At 33.7% G+C, this 25,475-nt stretch carries 32 protein-coding genes and 1 pseudogene; 23 read left to right on the top strand and 10 right to left on the bottom strand.

Annotation, left to right across the window (positions count from 1 at the left end; genetic code table 11):
• Window positions 1-146 precede the first annotated feature (146 nt).
• On the top strand, window positions 147-806 hold the full coding sequence (locus MKX66_RS11655) for a ribonuclease H family protein (RefSeq protein WP_326996394.1): 660 nt from the start codon (window positions 147-149) through the stop codon (window positions 804-806).
• Between the two features lie 12 nt (window positions 807-818).
• The gene (locus MKX66_RS11650) at window positions 819-995 is read left to right on the top strand and encodes a zinc-finger domain-containing protein (RefSeq protein WP_002011906.1); all 177 of its coding nucleotides are present in this window, start codon (window positions 819-821) and stop codon (window positions 993-995) included.
• A gap of 33 nt (window positions 996-1,028) precedes the next feature.
• On the opposite strand, the gene MKX66_RS11645 is transcribed toward MKX66_RS11650, so the two are convergent.
• Together MKX66_RS11645 and cspB are read right to left on the bottom strand one after the other, a co-directional pair.
• Window positions 1,029-1,277 (bottom strand): DUF2564 family protein, encoded by a 249-nt coding sequence (locus tag MKX66_RS11645; RefSeq protein WP_002011905.1) that lies wholly within the window; start codon window positions 1,275-1,277, stop codon window positions 1,029-1,031.
• Window positions 1,278-1,396: 119 nt separating this feature from the next.
• Window positions 1,397-1,594, bottom strand: a complete 198-nt coding sequence (gene cspB, locus MKX66_RS11640) for a cold shock-like protein CspB (protein ID WP_002011904.1) — start codon at window positions 1,592-1,594, stop codon at window positions 1,397-1,399.
• Between the two features lie 259 nt (window positions 1,595-1,853).
• Between cspB and MKX66_RS11635 the strand changes: the two genes are divergently transcribed.
• The 8 genes from MKX66_RS11635 to MKX66_RS11600 all read left to right on the top strand — a co-directional run bounded on the left by MKX66_RS11635 (window position 1,854) and on the right by MKX66_RS11600 (window position 8,395).
• Window positions 1,854-2,582 (top strand): YqcI/YcgG family protein, encoded by a 729-nt coding sequence (locus MKX66_RS11635; RefSeq protein ID WP_002030884.1) that lies wholly within the window; start codon window positions 1,854-1,856, stop codon window positions 2,580-2,582.
• Window positions 2,583-2,721: 139 nt separating this feature from the next.
• Window positions 2,722-3,354 (top strand): LysE family transporter, encoded by a 633-nt coding sequence (locus MKX66_RS11630; protein ID WP_002030886.1) that lies wholly within the window; start codon window positions 2,722-2,724, stop codon window positions 3,352-3,354.
• A 19-nt stretch (window positions 3,355-3,373) separates the two neighbouring features.
• Window positions 3,374-3,667: a hypothetical protein gene (locus tag MKX66_RS11625; protein WP_002011898.1), complete on the top strand. Its 294-nt coding sequence runs from the start codon at window positions 3,374-3,376 to the stop codon at window positions 3,665-3,667.
• 82 nt (window positions 3,668-3,749) lie between these two features.
• A complete protein-coding gene (locus MKX66_RS11620) occupies window positions 3,750-4,379 on the top strand; it encodes a sterol desaturase family protein (RefSeq protein WP_002126527.1) in 630 nt (209 codons plus the stop codon).
• A gap of 237 nt (window positions 4,380-4,616) precedes the next feature.
• Window positions 4,617-4,958, top strand: coding sequence for a DUF485 domain-containing protein (locus MKX66_RS11615; RefSeq protein ID WP_002141080.1), 342 nt, complete (start codon window positions 4,617-4,619; stop codon window positions 4,956-4,958).
• Window positions 4,959-4,960: 2 nt separating this feature from the next.
• Window positions 4,961-6,511: a solute symporter family protein gene (locus MKX66_RS11610; protein WP_002011892.1), complete on the top strand. Its 1,551-nt coding sequence runs from the start codon at window positions 4,961-4,963 to the stop codon at window positions 6,509-6,511.
• A 190-nt stretch (window positions 6,512-6,701) separates the two neighbouring features.
• Complete coding sequence (locus tag MKX66_RS11605) at window positions 6,702-8,051, top strand: aspartate aminotransferase family protein (RefSeq protein WP_326996395.1); 1,350 nt, start codon at window positions 6,702-6,704, stop codon at window positions 8,049-8,051.
• 65 nt (window positions 8,052-8,116) lie between these two features.
• Entirely contained in the window at window positions 8,117-8,395 is a 279-nt protein-coding gene (locus MKX66_RS11600) for a DUF3986 family protein (protein WP_326996396.1), read from the top strand.
• 63 nt (window positions 8,396-8,458) lie between these two features.
• On the opposite strand, the gene MKX66_RS11595 is transcribed toward MKX66_RS11600, so the two are convergent.
• Window positions 8,459-9,622, bottom strand: coding sequence for a cation:proton antiporter (locus MKX66_RS11595; protein WP_002030896.1), 1,164 nt, complete (start codon window positions 9,620-9,622; stop codon window positions 8,459-8,461).
• A gap of 268 nt (window positions 9,623-9,890) precedes the next feature.
• On the opposite strand from MKX66_RS11595, the gene MKX66_RS11590 reads away from it, so the two are divergent.
• Both MKX66_RS11590 and MKX66_RS11585 read left to right on the top strand, forming a co-directional pair.
• Window positions 9,891-10,721 carry a MerR family transcriptional regulator gene (locus tag MKX66_RS11590; RefSeq protein WP_326996397.1) on the top strand — a complete coding sequence of 277 codons (831 nt, stop codon included), beginning with the start codon at window positions 9,891-9,893 and terminating at the stop codon, window positions 10,719-10,721.
• A gap of 89 nt (window positions 10,722-10,810) precedes the next feature.
• Window positions 10,811-12,166, top strand: a complete 1,356-nt coding sequence (locus MKX66_RS11585; RefSeq protein ID WP_326996545.1) for an MATE family efflux transporter — start codon at window positions 10,811-10,813, stop codon at window positions 12,164-12,166.
• 38 nt (window positions 12,167-12,204) lie between these two features.
• Here MKX66_RS11585 and MKX66_RS11580 read toward each other — a convergent pair whose 3' ends face one another.
• A complete protein-coding gene (locus MKX66_RS11580; protein WP_002126540.1) occupies window positions 12,205-12,870 on the bottom strand; it encodes a DUF421 domain-containing protein in 666 nt (221 codons plus the stop codon).
• 202 nt (window positions 12,871-13,072) lie between these two features.
• Between MKX66_RS11580 and MKX66_RS11575 the strand changes: the two genes are divergently transcribed.
• From MKX66_RS11575 to MKX66_RS11555, 5 genes are all read left to right on the top strand, one after another.
• Complete coding sequence (locus tag MKX66_RS11575) at window positions 13,073-13,609, top strand: YdcF family protein (RefSeq protein ID WP_306475273.1); 537 nt, start codon at window positions 13,073-13,075, stop codon at window positions 13,607-13,609.
• 146 nt (window positions 13,610-13,755) lie between these two features.
• Complete coding sequence (locus MKX66_RS11570; protein ID WP_002011879.1) at window positions 13,756-14,073, top strand: DUF4870 domain-containing protein; 318 nt, start codon at window positions 13,756-13,758, stop codon at window positions 14,071-14,073.
• 165 nt (window positions 14,074-14,238) lie between these two features.
• A complete protein-coding gene (gene nfsA, locus MKX66_RS11565) occupies window positions 14,239-14,973 on the top strand; it encodes an oxygen-insensitive NADPH nitroreductase (RefSeq protein WP_002141086.1) in 735 nt (244 codons plus the stop codon).
• Between the two features lie 174 nt (window positions 14,974-15,147).
• Entirely contained in the window at window positions 15,148-15,693 is a 546-nt protein-coding gene (locus MKX66_RS11560; RefSeq protein WP_141535250.1) for a sigma-70 family RNA polymerase sigma factor, read from the top strand.
• 1 nt (window position 15,694) lies between these two features.
• The gene (locus tag MKX66_RS11555) at window positions 15,695-16,306 is read left to right on the top strand and encodes a PH domain-containing protein (protein WP_215591067.1); all 612 of its coding nucleotides are present in this window, start codon (window positions 15,695-15,697) and stop codon (window positions 16,304-16,306) included.
• Between the two features lie 201 nt (window positions 16,307-16,507).
• On the opposite strand, the gene MKX66_RS11550 is transcribed toward MKX66_RS11555, so the two are convergent.
• The 5 genes and pseudogenes from MKX66_RS11550 to MKX66_RS11530 all read right to left on the bottom strand — a co-directional run bounded on the left by MKX66_RS11550 (window position 16,508) and on the right by MKX66_RS11530 (window position 19,586).
• On the bottom strand, window positions 16,508-17,233 hold the full coding sequence (locus tag MKX66_RS11550) for a sulfite exporter TauE/SafE family protein (RefSeq protein WP_215591068.1): 726 nt from the start codon (window positions 17,231-17,233) through the stop codon (window positions 16,508-16,510).
• 149 nt (window positions 17,234-17,382) lie between these two features.
• Window positions 17,383-18,603, bottom strand: a complete 1,221-nt coding sequence (locus MKX66_RS11545) for an MFS transporter (RefSeq protein WP_215591069.1) — start codon at window positions 18,601-18,603, stop codon at window positions 17,383-17,385.
• A gap of 19 nt (window positions 18,604-18,622) precedes the next feature.
• Window positions 18,623-19,072: an ArsR/SmtB family transcription factor gene (locus MKX66_RS11540; protein ID WP_000461279.1), complete on the bottom strand. Its 450-nt coding sequence runs from the start codon at window positions 19,070-19,072 to the stop codon at window positions 18,623-18,625.
• Window positions 19,073-19,200: 128 nt separating this feature from the next.
• Window positions 19,201-19,384, bottom strand: a pseudogene (locus tag MKX66_RS11535) (MFS transporter); the annotation flags it as partial.
• An 85-nt stretch (window positions 19,385-19,469) separates the two neighbouring features.
• Entirely contained in the window at window positions 19,470-19,586 is a 117-nt protein-coding gene (locus MKX66_RS11530; RefSeq protein ID WP_000007805.1) for a YjcZ family sporulation protein, read from the bottom strand.
• Between the two features lie 304 nt (window positions 19,587-19,890).
• On the opposite strand from MKX66_RS11530, the gene MKX66_RS11525 reads away from it, so the two are divergent.
• Together MKX66_RS11525 and hfq are read left to right on the top strand one after the other, a co-directional pair.
• Window positions 19,891-20,109: an aspartyl-phosphate phosphatase Spo0E family protein gene (locus MKX66_RS11525; RefSeq protein WP_002086516.1), complete on the top strand. Its 219-nt coding sequence runs from the start codon at window positions 19,891-19,893 to the stop codon at window positions 20,107-20,109.
• A gap of 54 nt (window positions 20,110-20,163) precedes the next feature.
• Complete coding sequence (hfq, locus tag MKX66_RS11520; RefSeq protein WP_002186245.1) at window positions 20,164-20,352, top strand: RNA chaperone Hfq; 189 nt, start codon at window positions 20,164-20,166, stop codon at window positions 20,350-20,352.
• 38 nt (window positions 20,353-20,390) lie between these two features.
• On the opposite strand, the gene MKX66_RS11515 is transcribed toward hfq, so the two are convergent.
• Window positions 20,391-20,993 carry an HD domain-containing protein gene (locus tag MKX66_RS11515; RefSeq protein ID WP_326996398.1) on the bottom strand — a complete coding sequence of 201 codons (603 nt, stop codon included), beginning with the start codon at window positions 20,991-20,993 and terminating at the stop codon, window positions 20,391-20,393.
• A gap of 172 nt (window positions 20,994-21,165) precedes the next feature.
• On the opposite strand from MKX66_RS11515, the gene MKX66_RS11510 reads away from it, so the two are divergent.
• The 4 genes from MKX66_RS11510 (at window position 21,166) to MKX66_RS11495 (ending at window position 25,318) form a co-directional block, all read left to right on the top strand.
• Complete coding sequence (locus MKX66_RS11510; RefSeq protein WP_215591071.1) at window positions 21,166-21,999, top strand: flagellar motor protein MotP; 834 nt, start codon at window positions 21,166-21,168, stop codon at window positions 21,997-21,999.
• A 22-nt stretch (window positions 22,000-22,021) separates the two neighbouring features.
• The gene (locus MKX66_RS11505) at window positions 22,022-22,699 is read left to right on the top strand and encodes an OmpA family protein (protein WP_215591072.1); all 678 of its coding nucleotides are present in this window, start codon (window positions 22,022-22,024) and stop codon (window positions 22,697-22,699) included.
• 150 nt (window positions 22,700-22,849) lie between these two features.
• The gene (locus tag MKX66_RS11500; RefSeq protein WP_000940577.1) at window positions 22,850-23,218 is read left to right on the top strand and encodes a response regulator; all 369 of its coding nucleotides are present in this window, start codon (window positions 22,850-22,852) and stop codon (window positions 23,216-23,218) included.
• Between the two features lie 129 nt (window positions 23,219-23,347).
• A complete protein-coding gene (locus tag MKX66_RS11495) occupies window positions 23,348-25,318 on the top strand; it encodes a chemotaxis protein CheA (RefSeq protein WP_215591073.1) in 1,971 nt (656 codons plus the stop codon).
• Window positions 25,319-25,475: the final 157 nt, after the last annotated feature.

Below are 25,475 nucleotides of genomic sequence, written 5' to 3'. Positions count from 1 at the left end.
CTGATTATTAGCCCGCACCAATCGGGCATTTACGGACAGTTGATCTTCCGCCTAACTTCTTTGCTTTCGTTAAATTTTAAGGTGGGAGTCTTACTGACCGTTCATGGGGGATAAATATAAGAAGTCTTATAAAAGGGGAATCTAGTATGAAATATAAAATACATTGGTTGTATAAAACGAAGCGTGGTTTACAGGCTGAATTAACAACAGATTATATGAACATAGAAGAAGTACTTCAATTTGCGGAGGATTTTGAGAAAACAGGTAGGGTGAAAGAACTTTTATTTTTCGATGAAATGGACGCGGAATGGTCATTAAAAGAAATGAAAAAACTGAGTAAGCAAGTGGAGGAAGATCCGCAAGAAATTCAAGTTTATTTTGATGGTGGTTATGATGTACAGACGAAAGAAGCTGGGGTTGGTATATGTGTATACTATAAAAAAGGAAATACAAATTATCGAATTCGTCGCAATGCATACATAGAAGGCATATATGATAATAACGAAGCGGAGTATGCAGCATTATTATACGGGATGAATACACTCGGGGAATTAGGAATTAAATATGAAGCAGTTACACTTCGTGGAGATTCTCAAGTTGTACTGCAGCAATTAGCTGGTGAATGGCCTTGCTATGATGAACATTTAAATCATTACTTAGATCAAATTGAACAAAAAGCGAAGCAAATGAAATTAAAGCTTATTTGTGAACCGATATCTAGAAAACAAAATAAAGAGGCACATCAATTAGCAGCGCAAGCATTAGAAGGGACGACAATTGATAGTCATAAAGAAATAACCGAATAGAGAGGTGCACACGTGAAGAAGAAGCAACTCATTACAGAGGTAAATGACTTATTAGAAACGTATTGCGGAGGGTGTTTCCTGCAGGAACATAATCGGAAAAATCATAGTAAATACTATGCCCATTCTTTTTGTATACGGCAATGTACGGTTGGAGAGAAGTTGAAAAAGTATGGGGAGCAATTGTCATAAAAAAACATCCAGAGAATTTTCTCTGGATGTTTTTTAGTGCTTCGCTTCATGTAATTGATGCTCGCATTTACTTAATTTTTTTTCTTCATTCATTAGAAATGGCTCATCTAAATCCGTTGCAACGGATTTCATGATTTCAAGCTGAGAACGAGCCGATTCTACTGCAGTAGTGGCATGCTCTAATGTGTCTGGATCCATTGAAATTGTTGCAGAACCTACCATTTTTTGTGCAGTTTCTACACGGAATTTTACCTCTTCAAAATCATTTACATGTGACCCCATTGTTATTGCCTCCTTTGTATTTTGCGCATTTCACATAGTTTTTGCTCTGGAAAACGGAAATATACAAAGGAATAACAAAGGAGGTTACCAAGTAAGGTAACCTCCTGTCATATGTGGGATTAAAGTTTTGCTACGTTAGCAGCTTGAGGTCCACGGTTTCCTTCAGTAATGTCGAAAGATACTTCTTGACCTTCCTCTAAAGCTTTGTAGCCGTCGCTTTGAATAGCAGAGAAATGTACGAATACATCTTCAGAGCCTTCCATTTCGATAAATCCAAAACCTTTTTCATTGTTAAACCATTTTACTTTTCCTTGCATGTCACAATTCCTCCTAAAAACGATTCCTTTTTTCATTTAGTGAAATTCATTGAAAAATAATAAAAATAAAAAATGCTATATTATCGAATATTCTGCTAAATGATTAATTTAAATATACATGAATTGGTAGAATTTAGTCAAGTAAGCGTTTTTAAAATTTTGTATTTTTAATTAATTTTTCTCGGATTTTTAAAAAGGTATAGGACAAGCCGAGTATGTAATATTCTTAAGTGAATGCTGTACATAATGAGGTGAAAGAATGGATGAGTCTTATTTATTAGATAATGAAGGGATGAAAAATAGAGTCGACATACCGAATTGGGTTGCAAAAGAATTTCATGATTTTTCGAGTGTCGTGTTAGAACCAACCTTCCCGTGTTATTTCGGTTTAACAGCTTTGAAGAAGAATGAACTTCGTTATTCATTTCTCTCTCATAATGATTGGAGTCATTTGCCCAATACAATGTTAACTTTTTTGGAGCTAATGAAAGAGCGGCCGATTGTAAGAAGAGGATTTTTTCTTTTTGTGGAACCGGAATGTGAAGAAAAATCAATCGAATATTATCGAGATTATTTTTGGAAAGTACTACAATATTTGCATGAACAAGATAATCAATTATGGCCAAAGCAAATCCCGAAAAATCCAGACCATCATTTATGGGAATTTTCATTTGGTGGTGAACCAATATTTGCATTTGGGAATGCGCCAGCTTATAAACAGCGAAAGACTAGGCATTTAGGAAATTCTCTCGTTATTGGATTCCAGCCACGAACTATTTTCGATGGATTAGAAGGAGATCGTCCTAAAGGGTCGTATTCAAGACAAATGGTCCGTGAACGAGTTGAAAAGTGGGATCAGTTGCCGAAGCACCCTAACATTAGTCACTACGGCGATCCTAATCATCGTGAATGGAAACAATATTTCATAGGGGATGATATTGAGCCGATTAAAGGTAAATGTCCTTTTCATCATAGAGTAGAGAAATAAGAGCCATCAACTGGATGGCTCTTTTGCATATTTTGGATAAAAAAGGGTATTGTATTAGTGAATAATTTTTATGAAAGCTAGTCTATTTTCTTTATTTGCATCATTACTTAATAGTAAAAGAAGTAGAAAGGATAGAGTGATGTTTGGAGCAATTATACAACAAATAGTATTAGGTATTTCATTAGCTGCACCTGTAGGTCCGATTAATATTGAAATGTTAAAACGAGGAATTGAACGTGGATTTTGGCATGCGTGGATTGTTGGAATCGGAGGAATGACTGCTGATATTTTGTTTATGCTGCTTATTTATTTTGGTTTATCTTCTGTGTTTATGTATACATATGTACAAGCTTTTATGTATTGCGCTGGTTTTTTCTTATTGTTTTATTTAGGGTTTCAAAGTGTAAAACAAGGAATTTCTCACTCTAATATGGAATATAAACAAGAAGAGATAGGTGGACTTAAACAATCTTTTATGGCAGGATTTCTAATTGCGATATCCAATCCATTAAATCTCGTTTTTTGGTTTGGTATATATGGAAGTACACTTAGCTCGTTGCTTACAAAGGTAACGAAACAAGAAGCTTTTTTGTACAGCCTTTGTATTATTGTTGGTATTATTTTGTGGAATTTAAATATTGCTTTTTCTGTACATTTTGGAAGAACTTTATTAAAGAAAAAAGCACTTGGTTATATTACAGCCGGAGCAGGTATTATTTTAGTAGGATATTCTATCCATTTTGCATACAAAGCTTTACAGTTGTTCATATAAGATTGAAGGGGAGATTTTTATGTATCGAACCACTATTGACGGAAAAGAAATTATCATCACTTTAGCACCAAAAATCCGAAAAGAAATTACTGATAGGAATCCACTATATGAAGCGGTATTTAAAAATGCAGCAAGGTTACTGCAAACGAAACAACCAACGTTTGCGGTAAATCATGAAGTATTTGGTCTCATTATTGGAGAAGTACAAAGAGGAGAAGTAACAGTGTTTGCAGTAGAACACATTATCCCAAAGCAAAATATATTTGGTCCGAACACTTTTTTCTCGACAATAGAACAGCAGGCAAATTTGTAAAGTGAATAGAATAAGAATAAAATAGAAAAAAATGGTCGTAACGATATGTTGCGGCTGTTTTTGTGGAAAAGGGGGAAGTAAGATGAAGAGAGTGGTGAAAGAGTTTTTTTTACAACATGATATTGTTATTATGTATAGTGTTCTATTAATTTTTATTATTATTTTAAAAATGCAATTTTTTACATGGATTGGTATGTTAGCGTGTATGTTTGGGATTGTTTTTTATACGTTTAACGAATATATGACACACCGTTTTTTATTCCATTTAAAGCCGCCTAAAAACGCATTTTTATTAAAAATGTTAAGAAGATTACATTATGATCATCACGTATATCCAGATGATTTAAAACTTTTATTTTTGCCTGTATGGTTTAGTATACCTAGCTTTACTATATATTTACTTATAACGTATGGTATTACAAAAAGTGTTACTGTTACACTTTCATTCGGAATCGGAATGATTATCATGCTCCTCGTTTATGAATGGAAACATTATATTGCACATAAACCGATTCGTCCCTTCACTAAGTTTGGAAGATGGCTAAAAAAACAGCACATATTACACCATTATAAAAATGAAAAGTTTTGGTTCGGAGTTTCAAATCCAGTATTCGATTTTATATTTAGAACACTTAAAGATGGAAAAGACGTTGAATTAAGTGAAACAGCTCGTAATTTAGAAAAGGAGACAAAGAAAGAAGTAGTGCGATAAGCACTACTTCTTTCTTCTATTTTAATGGGAATAAAAGTTTAATCGAATCAATCAAATTTTATGTTAAAAAAGTATATTGAAAATTTAGGAGAAAATGACGAAAAATGTCTATCGAAAAATCTTTGCAGGAATGTATGGATTGTCTAAAATGGAAATAAGTTTCTGAATATTTATAAAATTTAGTCTTTAGGTATGCAAGGAGGAATTGTATTTTAAGTTAAGAGAGGGGACCAGAGAATGAAACGAGATGATACGTCAGCACGTAAGTTACAAAATGAGGTGAACTATACAGAAGTTGTTCAGTCTGAAGAGTTTCAATTGTTATTAAATACGAAAAAGAAGTTTATCATTCCGATGAGTATTTTCTTTTTAAGTTTTTTTATAGCACTACCTATTTTAACATCGTATTCAAAGGTGCTTAATACACCGGCGTTTGGTGATGTGACATGGGCATGGGTATTTGCTTTTGCTCAATTTATTATGACATGGTCATTATGTATGATTTACAGTAAGAAAGCCGAATCCTTTGATGAAATTTCGCAAAAAATTCTGCAAGATATGCAAAAAGGGAGGGGCTGAATTTGAATACTACCGCGTTTGCACTATTTTTAATTATTGTCCTTGGTACGCTCGTCATAACCTATTTTGCATCAAAAAAAACGAAAAATGCGAGTGAATTTTATACGGCTGGAGGGGGATTAACTGGCTGGCAAAATGGCCTGGCTATTGCTGGGGATTACATGTCTGCTGCGTCATTTCTTGGTATAGCCGGAGCGATAGCGTTAACTGGGTTTGATGGGTTCTTTTATAGTATCGGCTTTTTAGTTGCTTATTTAGTTGTTCTATATCTTGTCGCAGAACCGCTTAGAAATTTAGGGAAGTACACGTTAGCGGATATGATTGCGGCACGTTTTGATGCGAAAAAAGTTCGTGGTATAGCAGCGCTTAATACGATGACGATTTCAATTTTTTATATGATTGCACAATTAGTTGGTGCGGGTGCACTTATTAAACTATTATTAGGTATTGAATATACAACATCTGTATTAATCGTAGGTACACTTATGACTGTGTATGTTATTTTTGGAGGAATGACAGCTACGAGCTGGGTTCAAATTGTAAAGGCTGTACTACTTATGGCAGGGACATTTATTATTTCTGTTATCGTTTTCTCCAAATTTAATTTCAGTGTGACTGAAATGTTCGCTCACATGAAAACAGCTACTCCATTAAAAGATTCGTTTTTAAATCCAGGAGTAAAGTATAAGGATGGTCTTGATACACTTTCTTTAAATTTAGGACTAGTCCTTGGTACAGCGGGATTACCACATATTCTTGTCCGCTTTTTTACAGTACGTGATGCAAAAACTGCACGTCAATCTGTTGTATATGCGACGTGGTTAATTGGCGCGTTTTATATTATGACAATTTTCTTAGGGTTTGGGGCAGCAGCGTTTGTAGGAAATGAGGCGATTATTAAAGCAAACCCTGCTGGTAATATGGCAGCACCTTTATTAGCAAAAGCATTAGGCGGAGATTTCTTATTTGCTTTCGTATCAGCAATTGCTTTTGCAACTATTTTAGCTGTAGTAGCAGGACTTGTGTTAACAGCAGCATCAGCATTCGCGCATGATTTTTATAATGAGATTATCCGTAAAGGAAAATCAACGGAAAAAGAGCAAGTGTCAATGGCTCGTTATGCGTCTATTGGAGTAGCGATAGTATCTATTATACTTGCTTTATTTGCTCAGACATTAAACGTAGCATTTTTAGTATCACTAGCATTTGCGGTTGCAGCGAGTGCAAATTTACCGGTTATATTATTTACAATCTATTGGAAGCGTTTTAATACAACAGGAGCAATTTCTGGTATGATTGTTGGTCTTGTATCAGCGATTGTTCTTGTAGCGTTAAGTCCAAATGTTTGGAACCCAGTAGCTGGAAAAGCTATTTTTGTTGGAGAAGCGATATTCCCATATACGACACCTGGAATTATTTCGATCCCGCTCGGGTTTCTTGCAGCATATTTAGGAACTGTTTTCTCTAGTAAGAAAGAAGATGCAGCGAAATTTGATGAAATTCTTGTGAAATCTAATACTGGTCATGGTATTAGTGATGCATCTTCGCATTAAAAAAAGAGGAGCTTTTCGAAATATAAGAAAAGCTCCTCTTTCTTTTGACATTTTCTTATAAATATTACTTTAATTTTGGTAGGATTTGTCTTGTATTTGTGGAATGAAAATAGGCAGGGAGAAATTTAACTCATCATGGCACCAGCGCAGCTTTGTGAAAAATAAGTTGTTATGGAAGGTGGAAGAAATGATGAAGACAAAACAAACCGATGAATTATTAGCAAAAGATGAGCAATATGTGTGGCACGGAATGCGTCCCTTTAGTCCAAGTAGTACAATGGTAGGGGCAAAAGCAGAAGGGTGCTGGGTTGAAGATATACAAGGAAAAAGATACTTAGATGGTATGAGTGGTCTTTGGTGTGTAAATAGCGGATATGGAAGAAAAGAGCTTGCAGAGGCAGCTTATAAGCAATTGCAAACATTATCATATTTTCCGATGTCACAATCACATGAACCAGCAATTAAGCTCGCTGAAAAGTTAAACGAGTGGCTTGGTGGAGAGTATGTTATTTTCTTCTCTAATAGTGGATCAGAAGCGAATGAAACCGCTTTTAAAATAGCAAGACAATATTATGCTCAAAAAGGTGAACCGCATCGTTACAAATTTATGTCACGTTATCGTGGTTATCACGGAAACACAATGGCAACGATGGCGGCAACTGGCCAAGCACAACGTAGATACCAATATGAGCCATTTTCTTCAGGTTTTTTACATGTAACGCCTCCAGATTGTTACCGCATGCCAGAAATGGAATCACAAAATATTTATGATGTAGAATGCGTAAAAGAAGTAGATCGTGTTATGACATGGGAATTAAGTGAAACGATAGCAGCATTTATTATGGAGCCAATTATTACAGGCGGAGGTATTTTAATGCCGCCACAAGACTATATGAAAGCTGTTCATGAAACGTGTCAAAAACACGGAGCACTACTTATAAGTGATGAAGTTATTTGTGGTTTCGGGCGTACAGGAAAAGCATTTGGGTTTATGAACTATGACGTTAAGCCTGATATCGTTACGATGGCAAAAGGTATTACGAGCGCATATTTACCATTATCAGCAACAGCTGTAAAAAAAGAAATTTATGAGGCATTTAAAGGAACAGGAGAATATGAATTCTTCCGCCATATTAATACATTTGGTGGAAATCCAGCGGCTTGTGCATTAGCGCTTAAAAACTTAGAGATTATGGAAAATGAAAATTTAATTGAGCGCTCTGCACAAATGGGTTCGCTTTTATTAAATCAATTAAAAGAAGAAATCGGAGAACATCCACTTGTTGGTAATATTAGAGGGAAAGGGCTATTAGTTGGAATCGAACTAGTAAATGATAAAGCGATGAAAGAACCAATTGATAACGACAAAATTGCAAGTGTTGTAAATGCTTGTAAAGAAAAAGGGCTTATTATTGGGCGTAACGGTATGACAACAGCAGGTTATAATAACGTTTTAACATTAGCACCGCCGCTTGTTATTTCAGGTGAAGAAATTGCTTTTATTGTCGGAACGTTGAAGACAGCGATGGAACGTATTTAATAAATAGAACGAGAGGAGCGAGCTGTAATATAAGGCTCGCTTTTGTTTACAAGGAGGAGCTTTTAATGGAGAAATATGATCCTAACAAACATTATCACATTGGTTATTATGAAGACGGATATGATTTAGAAGCGACAGCGTACAAAAGAATAAATGATGCAGTTTGGGATGCATATATTCCAGAATATGAAGCAGGGAGTCTTTATGAGAAAGTAAGTAAAATGAAGCTAGGTGAATATATAGATGATTACGGCATTAAAGTCTATTCATTTCGTGATGATATCGATGATGAAGAAGCAAGCTCCATTTTTGAAAAATGGTTAAAAACGAATGGAATTGTTTAAAGAGAAAATGAAAAAGGAGATTGCTATCTTTTAAGATAGCAATCTCCTTTTATTATAGTAAACTTATTTACTTGCTTTCATTGCTTTATCTTTTGCACCAAAAGTGTATTTTAACATTGGTGGTGTAATCATTGTAGTTAAAATAACGACAATAACGATAGCTGTAAAGTAATCTTGTGCTAATAGGCCAGAAGAAAGTCCTGTTCCTGCGATGATAAGTGCAACTTCACCACGAGAAACCATACCAGCACCGATAATTGCAGAAGACTTTGCATCAAATCCAGTCATTCGTGCACCGAATCCACAACCAATTAGTTTTGTGAATACAGCGATAACTGTTAATGCTAAGATGAACCAAATTTGATCGCCAATACCGTCAAATGTAATATTCATACCGATACTAACAAAGAATACTGGAACGAACATAGCGTAAGCAATTGGTTCTACTTTCTTTTCTACTTCATGTTTGTAGTTCGTTTGAGAAATAGCGATACCAGCTGCGAAAGCACCGATAATACCAGCAATTCCTAATAGTTCGCCGAAGTATGCGAATGAGAAACAGATGATAAGCGCAGCACTAACGATAGACTCAGATACGCGAAGCGGTGATAACCAACGCATGATTGCTGGAACACCTTTCCAACCAATTAAAATGATAGAAGCAAAGAATACTACTTTCTTCAAGATAATCATTGTTAAGTTAACGTCATCTGTGCCTAAGAAGCTCATTGCAAATGCTAATAAAATAACAACAAGAATGTCATCAAATACAGCGGCTCCAAGCATCGTCGTACTTTCACGTGTTTTCATTTTACCTAAATCACGAAGTGTTTGAACGGAAATACTAACACTTGTTGCACATAGAAGTAATCCTAAAAAGACAGCATTCCCTTGTTCCATACCGACAACAAGACCGGCAACGTAACCACCTACGAATGGAAGAACGATACCTCCAAGTGCAACAGCTAAAGAAGAATTACGATTTGCGTTTAATTCTTCTAAGTCTGTTTCAAGTCCTGCCATAAACATTAAAAGAATAACTCCGACATTACTTAATTGTGTTAGAAGCTCTGAATTTTCAATCCATCCGAATATAGCTGGACCGATAACGATACCAACAATTAATTTACCGAGTACAGAAGGTTGACCTAATCTAACACTAAGGTCACCAGCGAGCTTTGTACTTAATAAAATAAGTGCAATCTGAAAGAAAAATTCGAATTCCATTTGATCCTCTCCTCATCATTTTTTATTTTTATCATACGATTTCTCGGAATTTGCCTAATGATAATATGTAAAGATCCATTAAACAAAGGGTCTGATTACGAGTTCTTTTGAACTTGTAATTTGAACCTGTAATTAATATATAATAAAATTTATTAAAAATCAATGAAAAAATAGCAGATTTTCATGAGAGGATTCGTTTTAGAAACGGGGGATATAGATATATAATAGGAAGTAATAAAGTTTACATATAATGAATGGAGAAAGAAAAATGTTATTAAATCAACGTTTTACAATTGGAGAAATGGCGAAAATGCATAATATAGCGGAATCTACATTACGTTATTATGATGAAAAAGGGATTTTTCATCCGTCAATTGTTGACCCTCAAACCAATTATCGTTATTACACAATTGATCAGTTTTCACTATTAGATACGATTAAATTTTTACGCCAATTGAACATCCCGTTAAAGGAAATAAAGAAATATATTGATGAACGAAATCCATCTTATGCACTGAATTTACTTGAAAAACAACAAGAAATGATGCTGAAAAAACAAAGAGAAATCGAGTATGCTTTGGCAAAAATGGAACATAAAATCCATTTAATGAAGAAAGCGACGAAATCTGAAGCAAATCAAATTATTTATAAAAAGATACCGAAACGAAGAATTACAGCAATTGCAGTTGCACCAAATACAACGGATGATATGTTTGAATATTATATCCATTCGTTGCAAAAAAATATGAAGCAAATTGATAATAGTTTATTTTCAGGTGATATCGGTGTAACAGTTTCAAAAAAAGCATTAATGCAAAATGAGTTTCAAGCATATAACAGTGTGTTTATTTTATTGGATTACATGCCTTTTGAAGCGCATACTTCAGATGAAATAAAAGAAGGGATATTTGCCTGTTCTTATCACCATGGACCATATGAAGAAACAGACGCAACGTATACGGAATTATTAAAGCACATTGATAACGTAGGATATGAAGTGTGCGGAGATGCACTGGAACTTGCATTAATTGATTGGTCCGTAACAGAAAATCCGAAGGAGCAAGTAACGGAAATTCAAATACCTGTTGTTAAAAAATAGGCTTATATATTTTTCGATTCTCTATTGACCTTCAAGTAACTTGAAGGTTTAAACTGTGAACAGAGCATTGAAAAAGGAGCATTTATATGATGGAAACAACAGAAAAATTAAGAGAAAAACCAATTAAAAGTTTATTTATTACGTATTTAATACCAGCTGTTCTTGGGATGGTATTAATGTCGGTTAATATTGTGATTGATGCAGTCATGATTAGTAGAGGAGTTGGAGCGAACGGTTTAGCCGGAGTAAACGTAGCTATTCCAGCATTTTCAATTTTCTTCTCTATTTCATTATGGATTGGAATGGGCGGAGCAACGCTATATTCCATTGCACTAGGTGAAAATAAACTGGAAAGAGCAAGGTCTATCTTTACTCAATCTATGACAGTAGCAGTTGTTATCGTTGGCGTTTTAGCGGCTATTTGCTTATGGAGAATAGAAGATTTAGCATATTTATTTGGTGCGAATGAAGTGATTTTACCATACGCATTAGACTATTTACAGGTGTTATTAACATTTGGAATGATATACGTTTTAGAAAATATTTTAAGTACATTTATACGAAATGACGGAAATCCTAATTTAGCAATGGCAGGTCTTGTTGTAACGGCTGTATTAAATATAGTGTTCGACTATATTTTTATTTTCATCTTTGGATGGGGTGTAACTGGTGCTGCTTCAGCTACTATTCTTTCAGCGGCAATTGGTTTCCTTGTATTATTAACTCACTTCTTTAGAAAAAGTAGTATTTTAAAATGGACGAAATTCCATTTTGAATGGGATACGGTTAAACAAATTATGGTGATCGGTTTCCCAAGCTTTACAGCAGAAAGTACAGTTGCAATCGTAACGATCGGTTTTAACATTGCATTCGTTCAATATGCAGGAGAACTAGGTGTAGCTTCTTATGCGATGGTGAATAGTATTCATGCAATGACATTACTATTATTCTTCGGTGTTGGTGCAGCATTACAACCAATTGCTAGTTTCCATTACGGTGCAAACTTATCAGAAAGATTGCGTGAAGGATTACAGTTTGCTGTGAAAATTGCGCTTGTACTCGGAGGCATTGCGATTGTTGTCGGTTTATTCTTCGGGAAATATATTATAGGTTTATTTAATGTTCAATCGCCAGAACTATTGGAGTTAACGTTAACAGGTATTAGTTTATTCTTTATTCAATATGTATTTTTAGGCTATAACATTGTGTATGGAGAGTATTTCCAATCAGTGCGACAAACGAAAAAATCAGTACTTATAATAATGAGCCGAGGTTTACTATTTGTTATCCCATTGTTATGGATTATGCCAAAAGTATTTGGTATAAACGGAATTTGGCTCGTTATGCCAGTAGCGGAAGTATTGACAGCAATTATCGTATTTACGATGAATCGTATGAAACATCCTGTTCCGTTAAACATGGCGAGAGAGAAAAAAGTAATATAGTGAAGAAAATCCCCTTGAACAAGTAAGGGGATTTTTTTTCATTCTTTTAAACTAATTGCAAAAGATCCATCTGTCTCCTGCACAGAAGCGAAAGCCACATTTTTAATATTTGTAACGCCTTTCTCCATTAACTCTGCATGTAACCACTTTTCATTTTTATGGATTAATTTTAAATTATCGTATTGAATTTGTGAATCAACGATAAGAGCAATTGGTAAGCCTGCATACTTAACATTTATATTCAAATCTTTTGGAGTCAGAGGCACAAGTTCTCTTTTTGGTAAAATACTAATAGCTCCATTCGCTTCTAATATCGCATACTCAATTTCATGAACACTTGGATATCCTGCGACGCGAAGGTTAGAAAGCAATTCAGGGATCGGATATCTACTTTTTTGTAAGTTCTCAAAAATAATATCACCATGTTTAATTAAAATAATGGGGTGTCCGAGAATAAAACGATTTAGTTTGTTGAGTAGGCTTAATTTTGTAAGAAGCAAATGCAAACATGTAATAACGACCATACCGAGAAATGCTTGTAAAGCACCAGCGACTGGTATGGCTTGAAAAGCTAAATAAGATAAAAAGATAATAGCCCCAAAATCATGAGGAGTTAGTTGTGCTAATGCAGATTTACCAAGTAGCTTAAGTGATAGTAAAAATAAGATGAAAAAGAATGATACGTTACATAAAAAGAGAAGCAATAGGGACACTCCTTCGTGCGAAGTTGTACTTACTATTCCCGAAATTAATAGAAATATTACCTTTTGGAGGATAAATTAGGCTTAATTGGAATTTGTCTGTATACAAACGAATAAATGGATATTATGATGAAGGAAGTAAAGGGAATAGGGGTATATGGATATGAGAAAGAAGAAAATAATCAAGTATATTTTAGTTGTTATAATGATTTGCGCCGTATATGCGGGGTTTTTACAATATAACATTTATAAGCATGGGCATATGAATGCAATTGATGATGCGGATTATATAATTGTACTAGGATCGAAAGTAAATGGAACAAAACCTTCGTATTCATTGCAATATCGTATTGATAAAGCAGCTGAGTATTTAAAATTACATGATAAAACAATTGCTATTGTATCTGGAGGCCAAGGAAAAGGTGAAGATATTACAGAAGCATTAGCGATGAAACAAGGATTAATGAAACAAAATATTGCAGAAGACCGCATTATAATGGAAGATAAGTCGACGAGCACAGATGAAAATATTAAATTCTCAAAACCGTTAATTCCAGCCAATATGAAAAAAGGTATGATCGTAACAAACGATTTCCATATGTTTAGAGCGAAAAAAATAGCTGCAAAACAAGGTTTGCAATTAGAAGGGCTTCCGGCCAAAACACCGAAGCCAATTATCATTCCATCGAATGTACGAGAATATTTAGCGATTACGCAATATTGGTTTATGAATCGAATATAGTCAAAGTAATCCCGCCCGAAATTTGAGGCGGGATTTATTTCGAGGAAAATCTTACAAAAATGTCATGTTCATGAAAGGTAAAGCGATAGTTTCTGGAAAGGTTTCCTGACATAATGAAGGTAACAAAAACTTTAGAGGTGATTCGGTTGAAAGGAAATAATATTTTATCTTCGCTTTGTTACTTTAGTATCTTTTTTGCACCATTTTTACTACCAATTATCGTGTACTTCGTTGCGGAAGATGAAGTGAAATATCATGCGAAAAAAGCATTTTGGTCACATGTTTTCCCATATGCAATTTTATTTGGAGGGTTAGCTTTATCAGGAGTATACGGTTTAAGTTTCAATCAGTCTGAGAGCGTTGGAATTGGGATGGTTATAACGTATGCAGTGTTTATTCTTGTAGGAATTTACTACTTCATTTGGAATATTGTTAAAGGTATTAAAGTATTGAAAGCAGCTTAACATTGTCGTTATGTGTGTAAAGTCGATATAATTTCATTTACCATATTAATATGTATTTAAAAAAGAGCAACTCACAAAGGAGTGCTCTTTTTTTGCTTATAAGTTGTGAATAATGAAAAAGATATGTTAATTTTTTATTATGAAGAGAAAAAAGGAGTGGTTTTTATGAATGAGATGATACATAAAATGGAGCAACACGTTTCAGTTCGTAAATATAAAGAAGAACCAATTTCAAAAGAGATAGTAGAAAGACTGGTGCAAGCTGCGCAGCATGCAGCTTCCTCACATTTTGTACAGGCGTATTCTCTTATATATGTAACAGATCAGGAACTAAAGGCTAAACTAGCTGAATTATCCGGGAATCGTCATGTGAAAGACTGCGCAGCATTCTTTGTATGCTGTGCGGATTTAAAACGTCTAGAAACTGCATGTGAGAAACATGGAACAGAAATTAAACATGAGGGAGTAGAGGACTTTATTGTAGCAACAGTAGATGCCTCATTATTTGCACAAAACTTAGCACTTGCAGCTGAATCATTAGGATACGGCATTTGTTATATTGGCGGAATTCGTAATAACCCGAAAGAAGTGAGTGAATTGCTTCATTTACCGGATAAAGTATATCCGGTATTCGGAATGACAGTGGGCGTACCAAATGAAGATCATGGAGTTAAGCCACGTTTACCGGTAGCGGCCATTCTTCATGAAAATGGATACGATGAAAAGAAATATGATGAATTATTAAACGAATATGATGAAACGATGAGTGCGTATTACAAAGAAAGATCGTCAAATCAAAAAAACGTAACATGGACGGAATCAATGAGCTCATTTATGTCCAAAGAGAAAAGAATGCATATGAAAGAGTTTTTAAATGAAAAAGGATTAAATAAGAAATAAGTAAAAAGGCAAACCTGGAATGCGGGTTTGTCTTTTTTGGAGGAGAAATGTATTTTTTTTGCTATCATATACATAGAAATAAAAATTAATAAATTTTTACAAAAGTGATAGAAAATGAGAATAAAATGCCAATAGTAAGTAAAAGCAGCTGCTAAAGGGGAACTGAGGAAGGTGATGTTTATGATTTTCGATTCTGAAGAGGATTTAATTATAGCTATGAAAAAACGCGATCAAGATGCTTTGAAAGAAGTGATTGATCAATATGGAAAATTAATTTTGTACATTATTCATAAATCATTAAGTACCCCTATTGAAAAACAATATGTGGATGATTGTTATAATGATGTATTTACTATCATTTGGTTTAATATCGAACAATTTGATATAGAAAAGGGAAACTTAAAATCTTGGATGATTGGTATTACTAAATTAAAGGCATTGGAATATAAAAAGAAAGTATATAAAGAGAATAAAATCGATAAAGATGTAGAAGTAGATACAGGTATCCATGATAGGTATGAAATAGAACAAGAAGAAGAGATTATGGAACTCGTACAAGATTTAAATACAAAGGATCGGTATATCTTTTTAAAGAGGTATATTGATGGGTATTCCATTGACGATATTGCAAAAGAATTAAAAGTAACGGCTGACTATATATACAATCGAATTTCTCGTGGAAAGAAGAAACTTCAAAAACTGTGGAAAGGGAGTGTGTAATATGGATAAAAGATTATTATCGATGTTAAATGAGCTCCAATATTCAGAAGAAGAAATTACACGTTTAGAGAAAGAAGCGAATGATTCTATAAATATAGATAAGTATTATGTAAGAAATGGAGAACTATTAAAAAAATTAACTGTACGAATGTTAGAAGAATCAATTCGCAACGAATTACAAGCTGATGAAGAAATCGAGAAGGAACTGTTAGTAGATGAAGGATATATGACAAATAATAAAGTAATACCAAATATATATTACGTAGGAGCTACTTTTTATTATTATATCGTTTTAACAAATAAAAGAGTAATCATGAAAGGATTAGATTGCTATTTTAAAAAAACAAATGAACATAGCATGCCAATAGAGGATATACAATCCATTTCGCAACATAAAAAAATGAAAAATGTCTTTGAGATTAAATATAATAACACTCATATACAATTTGGAAGTATTGCGTATGCACGTGAAGTTGCAATGATAGTTATGGAGTTAAAAAAATGCGGAGTAAAAGTAGAAAAGTATACAGATTTTGAAAAAGGGTTTTTCTTATTTTTTAATATATTCGTGATAGTAAGTGCAGGTCTTTGCTTTATAAAATATTTAATGTAAAAAGCGGCATAATAGCCGCTTTTTATCGTTTTATTTAGTATTCGATTTAAAATATTTGTCTTATGAAAGAACGATTATTGCTAATTGTAAACTGCCAATAAAGTTATTTAAGTTTTGATATAGAATGCCCCATCGCACTTGAAAATGCAGCAATAATTTCGTTTGAACCTATCTATTATTGTGCACTATCTAAAGCACCCTCTATAACAAGTTCAAACTTTCAATAAGAAGATAAACCCCCGTACAACTTAAAAGGATGTACGTAAATATTTTAAAAATCCGTTGATTAAGCCATTTGAAAATAATTTGACCTATATACAAACCTAAAAATACGATTGGAATAGCATAAAAACTTGATTCCCAAATTGTTTTGTTTGTGCCAGTAAAGAGTATTTGAGTTAGTAGACTAATGAAATATATAAATAGATAAAAAGCTAAAGTAGTTGCTCTCAACTTCTCTTTTTTCGTATCAGTTCCTGTAAAGTAAAGTAACAGGGGTGGTCCTGGCATACCGATACTTGTCGTTAAAAGGCCTGATAATCCACCAACTATAAAATCTCTAAATGGTGTTGATTTGACCTTAAAGTTGCATATTAGCATCAATGTTAATAGTAAGAGCAGGATGCTAATTGCTAATTTAAAAGCGTTTATATTAATGGAAATGAAGAGTAAAATACCAAAAGGTACACCAACTATACTTCCAATAGTTAACCTTTTCAGTAGAATAAAGTGAATGTCCATTCTTATTTTCCAAATGAGTGATATTGAAATAACTAATGATAAAATAATATTAATTTGTATAGCTTCTTGTGGTAGAAATAGCATGAGTAAGAAAGGTGTTGCCATAATAGAAAAGCCAAAACCTGTACTTGTTTGTAAAATAGAAGCTACTAATATAATACATATGAAAATGAATATAATCTCCAAAATAGCCCTCCTATTTAATCAAATACAATAAATATTTTAACATAAAGTGAAATTTTAATCAGTGGGGGTTTTGTTCATCCCTCACTGATTATTAGCCCACACCAATTGGGATCTTGCTGCCCGGCAAATAGCCGCTTTTTATGTTGCGGTTAATATTCCAAAGATGATCCTGTAGCTTTAAAATATTTTTCTCGTGAAGGCGTCATTACCCGGATTGCTAATAAACAGGAAAGGAAAAGAATGAGTAATGAACTACTGATTACAGTAATTTGAACGGAAAGAAATTGTGCGGATGCTCCAATTGCTAAAATGAAAAAGATTTGGATGAAATTTTTTATTGAATCAAACACGCTATCGATACGTCCTATCATATGTACAGGGATGTTACTTTGATAAAATGTTATAAAGCCAGTACCAGCAAATGATGAAGAAATGCCAAGTAAAATGAAACCGCTCGCTGCGACTATAAATGAATTTGAAAAGGCAAAAATCACATAACCTATTGCTGTGAAAATCATACCTAATCCGATACAATGTTGAATTGCTAATCGTTTGGCAAAGAGAGAGACGAGAAATGAACCGCAAACGTAAGCAGCACCAGTTATACTAACAAGCATGCTATATTCTATATCGGATAAAAACAGTACTTGATTTGTGAAAACAACTTCTTGTGAATCGAGTGCCATAGAAACAAGCATAGTGGATTGAAATAAAACGAATATGAGAATAATGTAAGTTTCCGTTCGAGCGAATGAAAAAACTTGTTTCCAATCACTTCGTAATGTTTGTAAGAAAGTATTTGAAACCTCTTCGTTTTGCTTTGTTTGTAATGTAATGTTTGGCAAGAAGTAAATGAGAATGGTAGAAAGTAGAAATGAAAGTGAGTTGCAGTAAATAACAAAGGATGCTGAGTACGTGGTGAGAAGTATTCCAGCAAGGGCTGGACCGATAATAAAAGCCCCGCTTGTACAAAAGTTATTCCAAGCGTTGAATTGAGCGCGCTCTTCAGCTCGTATGAGCATTGTTTTATAAGTAAATGAAGCTGGATCGAAAAATGATGTAGCAATGCGAGTTAAAAAGATAAAAATATAAATGACCCAAATAGAATCAAATAGTGGAATACAGCCAATGAGAGCTGCTCGAATTATATCTGTGATGAGCATAATTGATCGTTTATTTAATCGATCTACAATACTACCAGACCATATTTTTGTAACAACGGTGGCAATTGGACCGACAATCCATAGGCCTGCTACAGCAGCGGGAGAGTTTGTACTATTTAACACCATTAAGTTTAGAGCTATGAGGTACATAAAATCACCTAAACGAGAAATGCCTGTGCCCGACAATAATAATAATTTATTTTTCATGGGTATATGGACCTTTCTTTCATTGTTTTTTTATCCGGCAGGAAATAGCGTATTCTTCTTCTGAGGCTGATTGACGAGCGGTTTTGCTTTCCCAGCGTAATAAAACTTGTGAGATCTCCCAAGTGAGTTGTTGTAATTCCTCTGGAGTTAAAAATAAATGAGATACAATATGGCTCCCTGTATTTGTTCCTTCCGTTCCTGCTTCTTCAATATAGAAGTGAGCAGATTTTGCTTTATAGTACTTTTCAATAATCCCTCGTTTTTCCTTTGTATCTACTAATTCAAGTAAGCCTCCGTCAAATAAAATTTGGATGTGATAGTGAACGCTACCAGCAGATTTATTTAGTTTAGTAGATACTTGTTTTGCAGTGAGTGTTTCGTCTTTTAAAAGGTGAAGAATTTGAATGCGAGTTGCATTGGAAATTAGCTTTTGTTGTTCTGCTGAAATGGTAAGTCGATCCTCAAACATTATGTTAGCCCCTTTCTTATAATCTAAATTTATTGTACATTCTAAAAAATTAGAACGTAAGAGAAATAAATCGCCTTTTTCTTGTGAATTTCGACAAAAATAAAAATGGCATGTACATATACATGCCATTAAGTGATAGTAGATTCTTCACTAAGTTCCCCGCCATAAAACAAGAAAAGCCATATAAAACTAACAAAAATACAGCATATAGCTAACAAGATACCAATCACTTGCGGAGAAAGAATTTCTAAAAGCCATCCTGTAATAAACATAGATAACAGATCCATAGATGGAATAATGAAATGAAAAAACAGCTCAAATATGAGCTGTTTTCGTATAGTTTTTAGTTAACATATTTCATTCATTTAGAGTTTAGCGAAAAGGATACGTATTATATTTAAAACCCTCCGCCGCCACCCCAACAGCTACATCCGATAATGATTAGAAGGATGAATAGCACGATGAGTAAAGCAAATCCACCGCCGAAACCAGCGCAACTACCACCAAAGCTCATGTTTTTTCCTCCTTTTTAGGAAATTAATCTATATAACTAATGGATTACTTTATAAGATATGTTTTTATTTAGAAAAGGAGCAAGTCTTACTTCTAATTAGACAAGAGCCTGTGATCGGATTTAAATGTGATATTTACTTCGTTTCATAGCGCTTTTTTTAAAATGGTAAAACAATATGGAAGTGTATACTAGGTGAATGTATTGCAAATGAAAGGGGTATGTAACTTACAATTACATTAAAATTTCTTTTCATAAATATAAAATTTGTAAAAAAAGCCATTTTTTTATTTTTTTATGAGTGGAAATGTACTATAATTTTACAAGTAATATTATGGGAAAAGGGAGTTTTAGTATAGAGATGGAGATGGGACAATTACACAATAAAATAGAACACAAAAAGAAAGAGTTAATTCAACTTGTTGCTAGGCATGGATTAGATCATAATAAAGTTTTGTTATTTAGTCGAGATTTAGATATACTAATTAATAAGTTTATGAATATAAAAGACAAAGTATATAAGTGATTAATCTTTATTTTTTTATATTAGGATTATTTATTTGTAAAGGGGAAAACAGTTATGGAACACTTACAAGAAGAGTTGTATAAACAAATAAAAGAAGAAAAAGATGCAGTTACTATATTTTTAAAGAGTGGAGTAAGAATAGTAGGGGAAGTAGTTGGAGTAGATAGATTTACAGTATTAATATTAGTAGATGGAAAACAACAACTTATTTATAAGCAGGCAATATCAACAATTATGAAATAAGACACTCATTTTGAGTGTCTTATTTCATAATTAAATGGTTATTGTTTACATGCTTCAACGTCAATGCCGGCAGCGAGTAATTTTTTTTCTCCGTCTTGTTCAATGATTTTTTGTAATCTAGATAAGAAAGAGTCAAAATCTGTATGTTTACCAACTTGGAAAGTCATTTTATGCTCAATTGGTAACCAAGTATCAATATTAGCTTCGTTATGCTGAATTTTCACTTCAAGTTTATCAAGTGCGTTAGCAACTTTTGCTTCATACGTTTCTTTCGCTTCGAACTCCATCCATAAATCGTATAATTCCACGCCGAGAGGACCTTCTAGTGTACGTTTAATATTTAAAATGGCCTCTAGCTCATTTTTCTGTTTTTGTAATTGTAATTCACGGCTATTCATCGTATCAAAGGCAGGAATATCACCAGCTTCTGCTTCGACAAGGTCATGAATAATAACCATTTTAAGTAATTTTTCTATATTTACTTTTTGATCCAAATAAGGCTCAACTAAGATAGCCATTAGGGACATACGCCACGTATGTTCAGCAACACTTTCTTGACGTCCGTTAGAAAGCCAACTATGTCGCATTTCATATTTTAGTTTTTCTGCTAATGCAATGACTTGTAAAATGTTATGTTCCATCGTGATCCTCCTCATATTTCCATACTATAATTCTAATATAGAAATGAAATGTGTCAATTTAATGAGTATATTGCGATAAATAGATGATACGCGTATAATGATTGTTATATGTGAAAACGCATTATTAAAATAAAAAAATGTTTTACGAAAACGAAAAAGGAAGGGCAGGAATATGGGAGACGAAAATCAAGGATTAGCTAGACCGCAAAGGAAAAAAAGGAAGCTTGATATTTCTAGCCCCTTTGGCATTGTAGTAGGTTTCGTTATTTTAATTGCAGCGATCATGCTTGGCGGTGGTGGAATAAAAGCTTTTAAAAATTTCTTAGATGTTTCATCTATTTTGATCGTTATAGGGGGAACAACAGCGACAATTATTGTGGCATATAGATTTGGAGAAATAAAAAAATATACGAAAAGTATTTTTACTGTTTTACATAGAAGAGAGGAAAATCTAGAACAGTTAACGGATTTGTTCGTTGATTTTTCAAAGAAGTCTAAAAAACATGGTTTACTCTCGTTAGAAGTTGATGGAGAGCAAGTAGACAATCCTTTTATTCAAAAGGGGATTCGTTTAATGTTAAGTGGATATGATGAAGCAGAATTAAAAGAAGTATTAATGAGAGATGTTGAAACAGAAGTATATGAGTTAAGAAAAGGAGCAACATTATTAGATAAGATTGGTGATTTCGCTCCAGCGTGGGGTATGATAGGAACTTTAATTGGTCTTATTATTATGCTTCAAAACTTGCAAGATACATCGCAAATTGGTACAGGAATGGCAGTTGCTATGTTGACGACATTGTATGGATCTGTTATTGCAAACATGATTGCAATACCGTTATCTGAAAAAGTGTATCGTGGCATTGAAGATTTGTATACAGAGAAGAAGTTTGTAATAGAAGCAATCACAGAGCTTTACCGAGGACAAATTCCTTCTAAGTTAAAGTTAAAACTTGATACATACGTATATGAAACGAAGATAAAAAAAGAAAAACGAGCAGCCTAATATTTCAAGGAGTGGTATGGTGATGATAAAACGACCGCAAAAAGGATCGCCTCGTTGGATGACGACTTTTACTGATTTAACGATGTTGTTATTGACTTTTTTTGTACTATTAGTTGCTACATCAAAACAAGATACAGTAAAATTATCGAAGATGCTTGAAAAGTTTAGTGATGCAGAACAAGTGGATGCGAAAGTAATGGAAGGTACAATACCAGATATTTCACATGAAAAAAATGATGAAAAAGCAGTTTCAAAAAAACGAATGGATGAATTGTATAAAAAGTTAAAAGCATATGTAGATAATAATGGTGTTAGTCAAGTGAATGTATATCGAGAAGATACAGGTGTTAGCATCGTTATAGTAGATAACTTAATATTCGATACAGGCGATGCAAATGTTAAGCCGGAAGCAAAAGAAGTAATTAGTCAATTAGTAGGGTTCTTTCAATCGGTACCAAACCCAATTGTTGTAGAAGGACATACAGATAGTAGACCGATTCATAATGAAAGATTTCCTTCCAACTGGGAATTATCTTCAGCACGAGCAGCTAATATGATTCACCACTTAATTGAAGTGTATAATGTAGATGATAAACGATTAGCAGCGGTAGGATATGCGGACACAAAACCAGTAGCATCAAATGATTCACCGCAAAATTGGGAGAAAAACCGGCGCGTTGTAATATATATTAAAGAATAATATATTTCCATTTTATTAATAAAATAATAAAAATACAGAAATTCTTTTAAAAAAATATTAAATTTTCTCGTTTTATTTTGTATAATGAGTGAGAATGATAAGGTGAAATATTAAGATATATTTATACATAGAGGGAGAGAACCAAAAAGAATGGCACATAAAATTTTAGTTGTAGACGATGCAATGTTTATGCGAACAATGATTAAAAACTTATTAAAAAGTAATTCAGAATTTGAAGTTATCGGTGAAGCAGAGAATGGGGTAGAAGCGATTCAAAAGTATAAAGAACTTCAACCTGATATTGTAACACTAGATATTACTATGCCAGAAATGGACGGACTTGAAGCATTAAAAGAAATTATGAAAATTGATTCGAGTGCAAAGGTTGTTATTTGTTCTGCAATGGGACAACAAGGTATGGTATTAGATGCAATTAAAGGCGGGGCAAAAGACTTTATTGTAAAGCCATTCCAAGCCGATCGTGTTATCGAAGCTTTAACAAAAGTAGCAAATAGCTAATATAGAAGGGGTGCCACAAAGAATCAAATCAATGATAGCGGATAGACGTGTGGCCCCCTTTTTTCTCGTTATAAAACACTAAATTGTTATACATAAATGAAATGTTTGTTAGACAGGTAGGGGATTAAAATGCAAACAGATCTATTAAATATATTTTTTGAAGAAGCAGAAGAACATTTACAGTCGCTAAATGAAAATGTGCTAAATTTAGAACAGAATCCTGCCGATATGGGGGTTGTAGGGGAAATATTCCGCTCAGCTCATACATTTAAAGGTATGTCTGCGAGTATGGAATTTGCGGAAATGGCAGATTTAACTCATAAGATGGAAAATGTTTTAGACGAAATCCGTCACGGAAATATGATGGTGAATGCTAATATTATTGATGTTATTTTTGAGTGCATTGATAATTTAGAAAAGATGGTTACAGATGTGCAGCAGGGCGGAATGGGTAATATTGATGTTGTATCTACAAAGCATAAATTAGAAGCATTATTAAATGGGAATGTAGAAGCTTCTATGGAACAAGTAGAGCAAAGTAGTATAAACAATGATGATACAGTTTCACATGAAGTATATATAACCGTCGAACAACAAGCCATTTTAAAAGCAGTACGTGCCATTATGTGTATTGAAGCATTACAAAATGTAGGGGATATACAAAAAACGGTTCCAAGCATTGAAGAAATCGAAGCGGATGCTTTTGGATTTGAGTTTACAGTATATATGGATACTGATCGTAGTGTTGAAGAATTGAAACAGGTGGTGCTTCACGTTTCTGAAATTGAGAAAGTAGAAGTGAAGCAAGGAAATATAGCTGAAGAAGGAATCGTACAATCTATTGCAGCAACGCAGCTGGATCCACCTCTAGAGGCACGAACTCCAACAGCTAGTACTACACCGGCTAAAAGTACTACAAAAACGAAAAATGCTAAAGTAGAGAATCGCTCTATTCGTGTTCAGTTAGAAAAAATCGAAAGATTAATGAATATGTTTGAAGAAAGTGTAATTGAGCGTGGACGAATTGATGAATTAGCAGAAACGATTCAAAATAAAGAGTTAATCGAGCATTTAAATCGATTAGGGGATATTTCAAAAGATATCCAAAATGTATTATTAAATATGCGTATGGTACCGATTGAAACGGTCTTCAATCGTTTTCCGCGTATGGTACGTATGTTAGCGAAAGATTTAGGTAAAAAAATCGATTTACAAATTAAAGGTGAAGATACTGAAGTTGATAAAATTGTTATTGACGAAATTGGTGATCCACTCGTTCATTTAATTCGTAATGCAATTGATCATGGTATTGAAACTGTCGAAAACCGACGTGATGCCGGGAAAAATGAGACAGGTACTATTAAATTAGAGGCGTTTCATAGTGGAAATCATGTCGTAATTCAAATTACTGATGATGGAAATGGTATTCATAAAGGAAAAGTATTAGAAAAAGCGATAAAAAATGGTGTTGTAACGGAATCAGAGGCAAATAAATTAACGGATCGTGAAGTGTTTGATCTTATCTTCCAACCGGGATTTAGTACAGCGGAAGTTGTATCTGACCTTTCTGGACGTGGGGTTGGATTAGATGTTGTTAAACATACGATTCATAGTTTAGGTGGGCATTTAATTATTGATTCTGAAGAAGGAAAAGGAAGTACATTCAGAATTGAACTTCCTTTAACATTGTCTATTATTCAATCAATGCTTGTTCAAACAAATGATAAGCGTTATGCCTTGCCTCTTGGCAATATTGCTGAAGCCATTCGAATTAAGAAAGAAGACATACAATCGTTACAAGGGAAAGACGTTTTAAACTATCGCAATCAAATTATTGAAGTGAAACATTTAAGTACTGTATTTGGTGAAAAAACAGTAGATGAGGCGTTCGCATCATATGATAGTCAAATGGTTCCTGTGTTAATTGTTCGTAATACACATCGTAGCTATGGACTTATCGTAAACACAATTATCGGTCAAAGAGAAATAGTTTTAAAGTCATTAGGAGATTTCTTTGCAGAGAGCTCTAACTATTTCTCTGGTGCGACAATTCTCGGTGATGGACGAGTGGTCCTCATTTTAAACCCAGAAGGTTTATAATAGGAATGAAGGAAGCTCCCCACTTGTATACAATTGGGGAGCTTTTTGGGTAGAACTAATAATATAAGTATATGAAAACCGTCGTTTACACATATTGTGGAAATAAATACATGTTCACAATTCAGATGATAAGTTTGGTAAAATATAACGAGTGTAA

The sequence above is a fragment of the Bacillus sp. FSL R9-9530 genome (assembly GCF_038008145.1).
Taxonomy (GTDB): domain Bacteria; phylum Bacillota; class Bacilli; order Bacillales; family Bacillaceae_G; genus Bacillus_A; species Bacillus_A mycoides.
The sequence above is the reverse complement of the archived record's forward strand: the minus strand, read 5'-3'. Positions and strand labels throughout refer to the sequence as shown.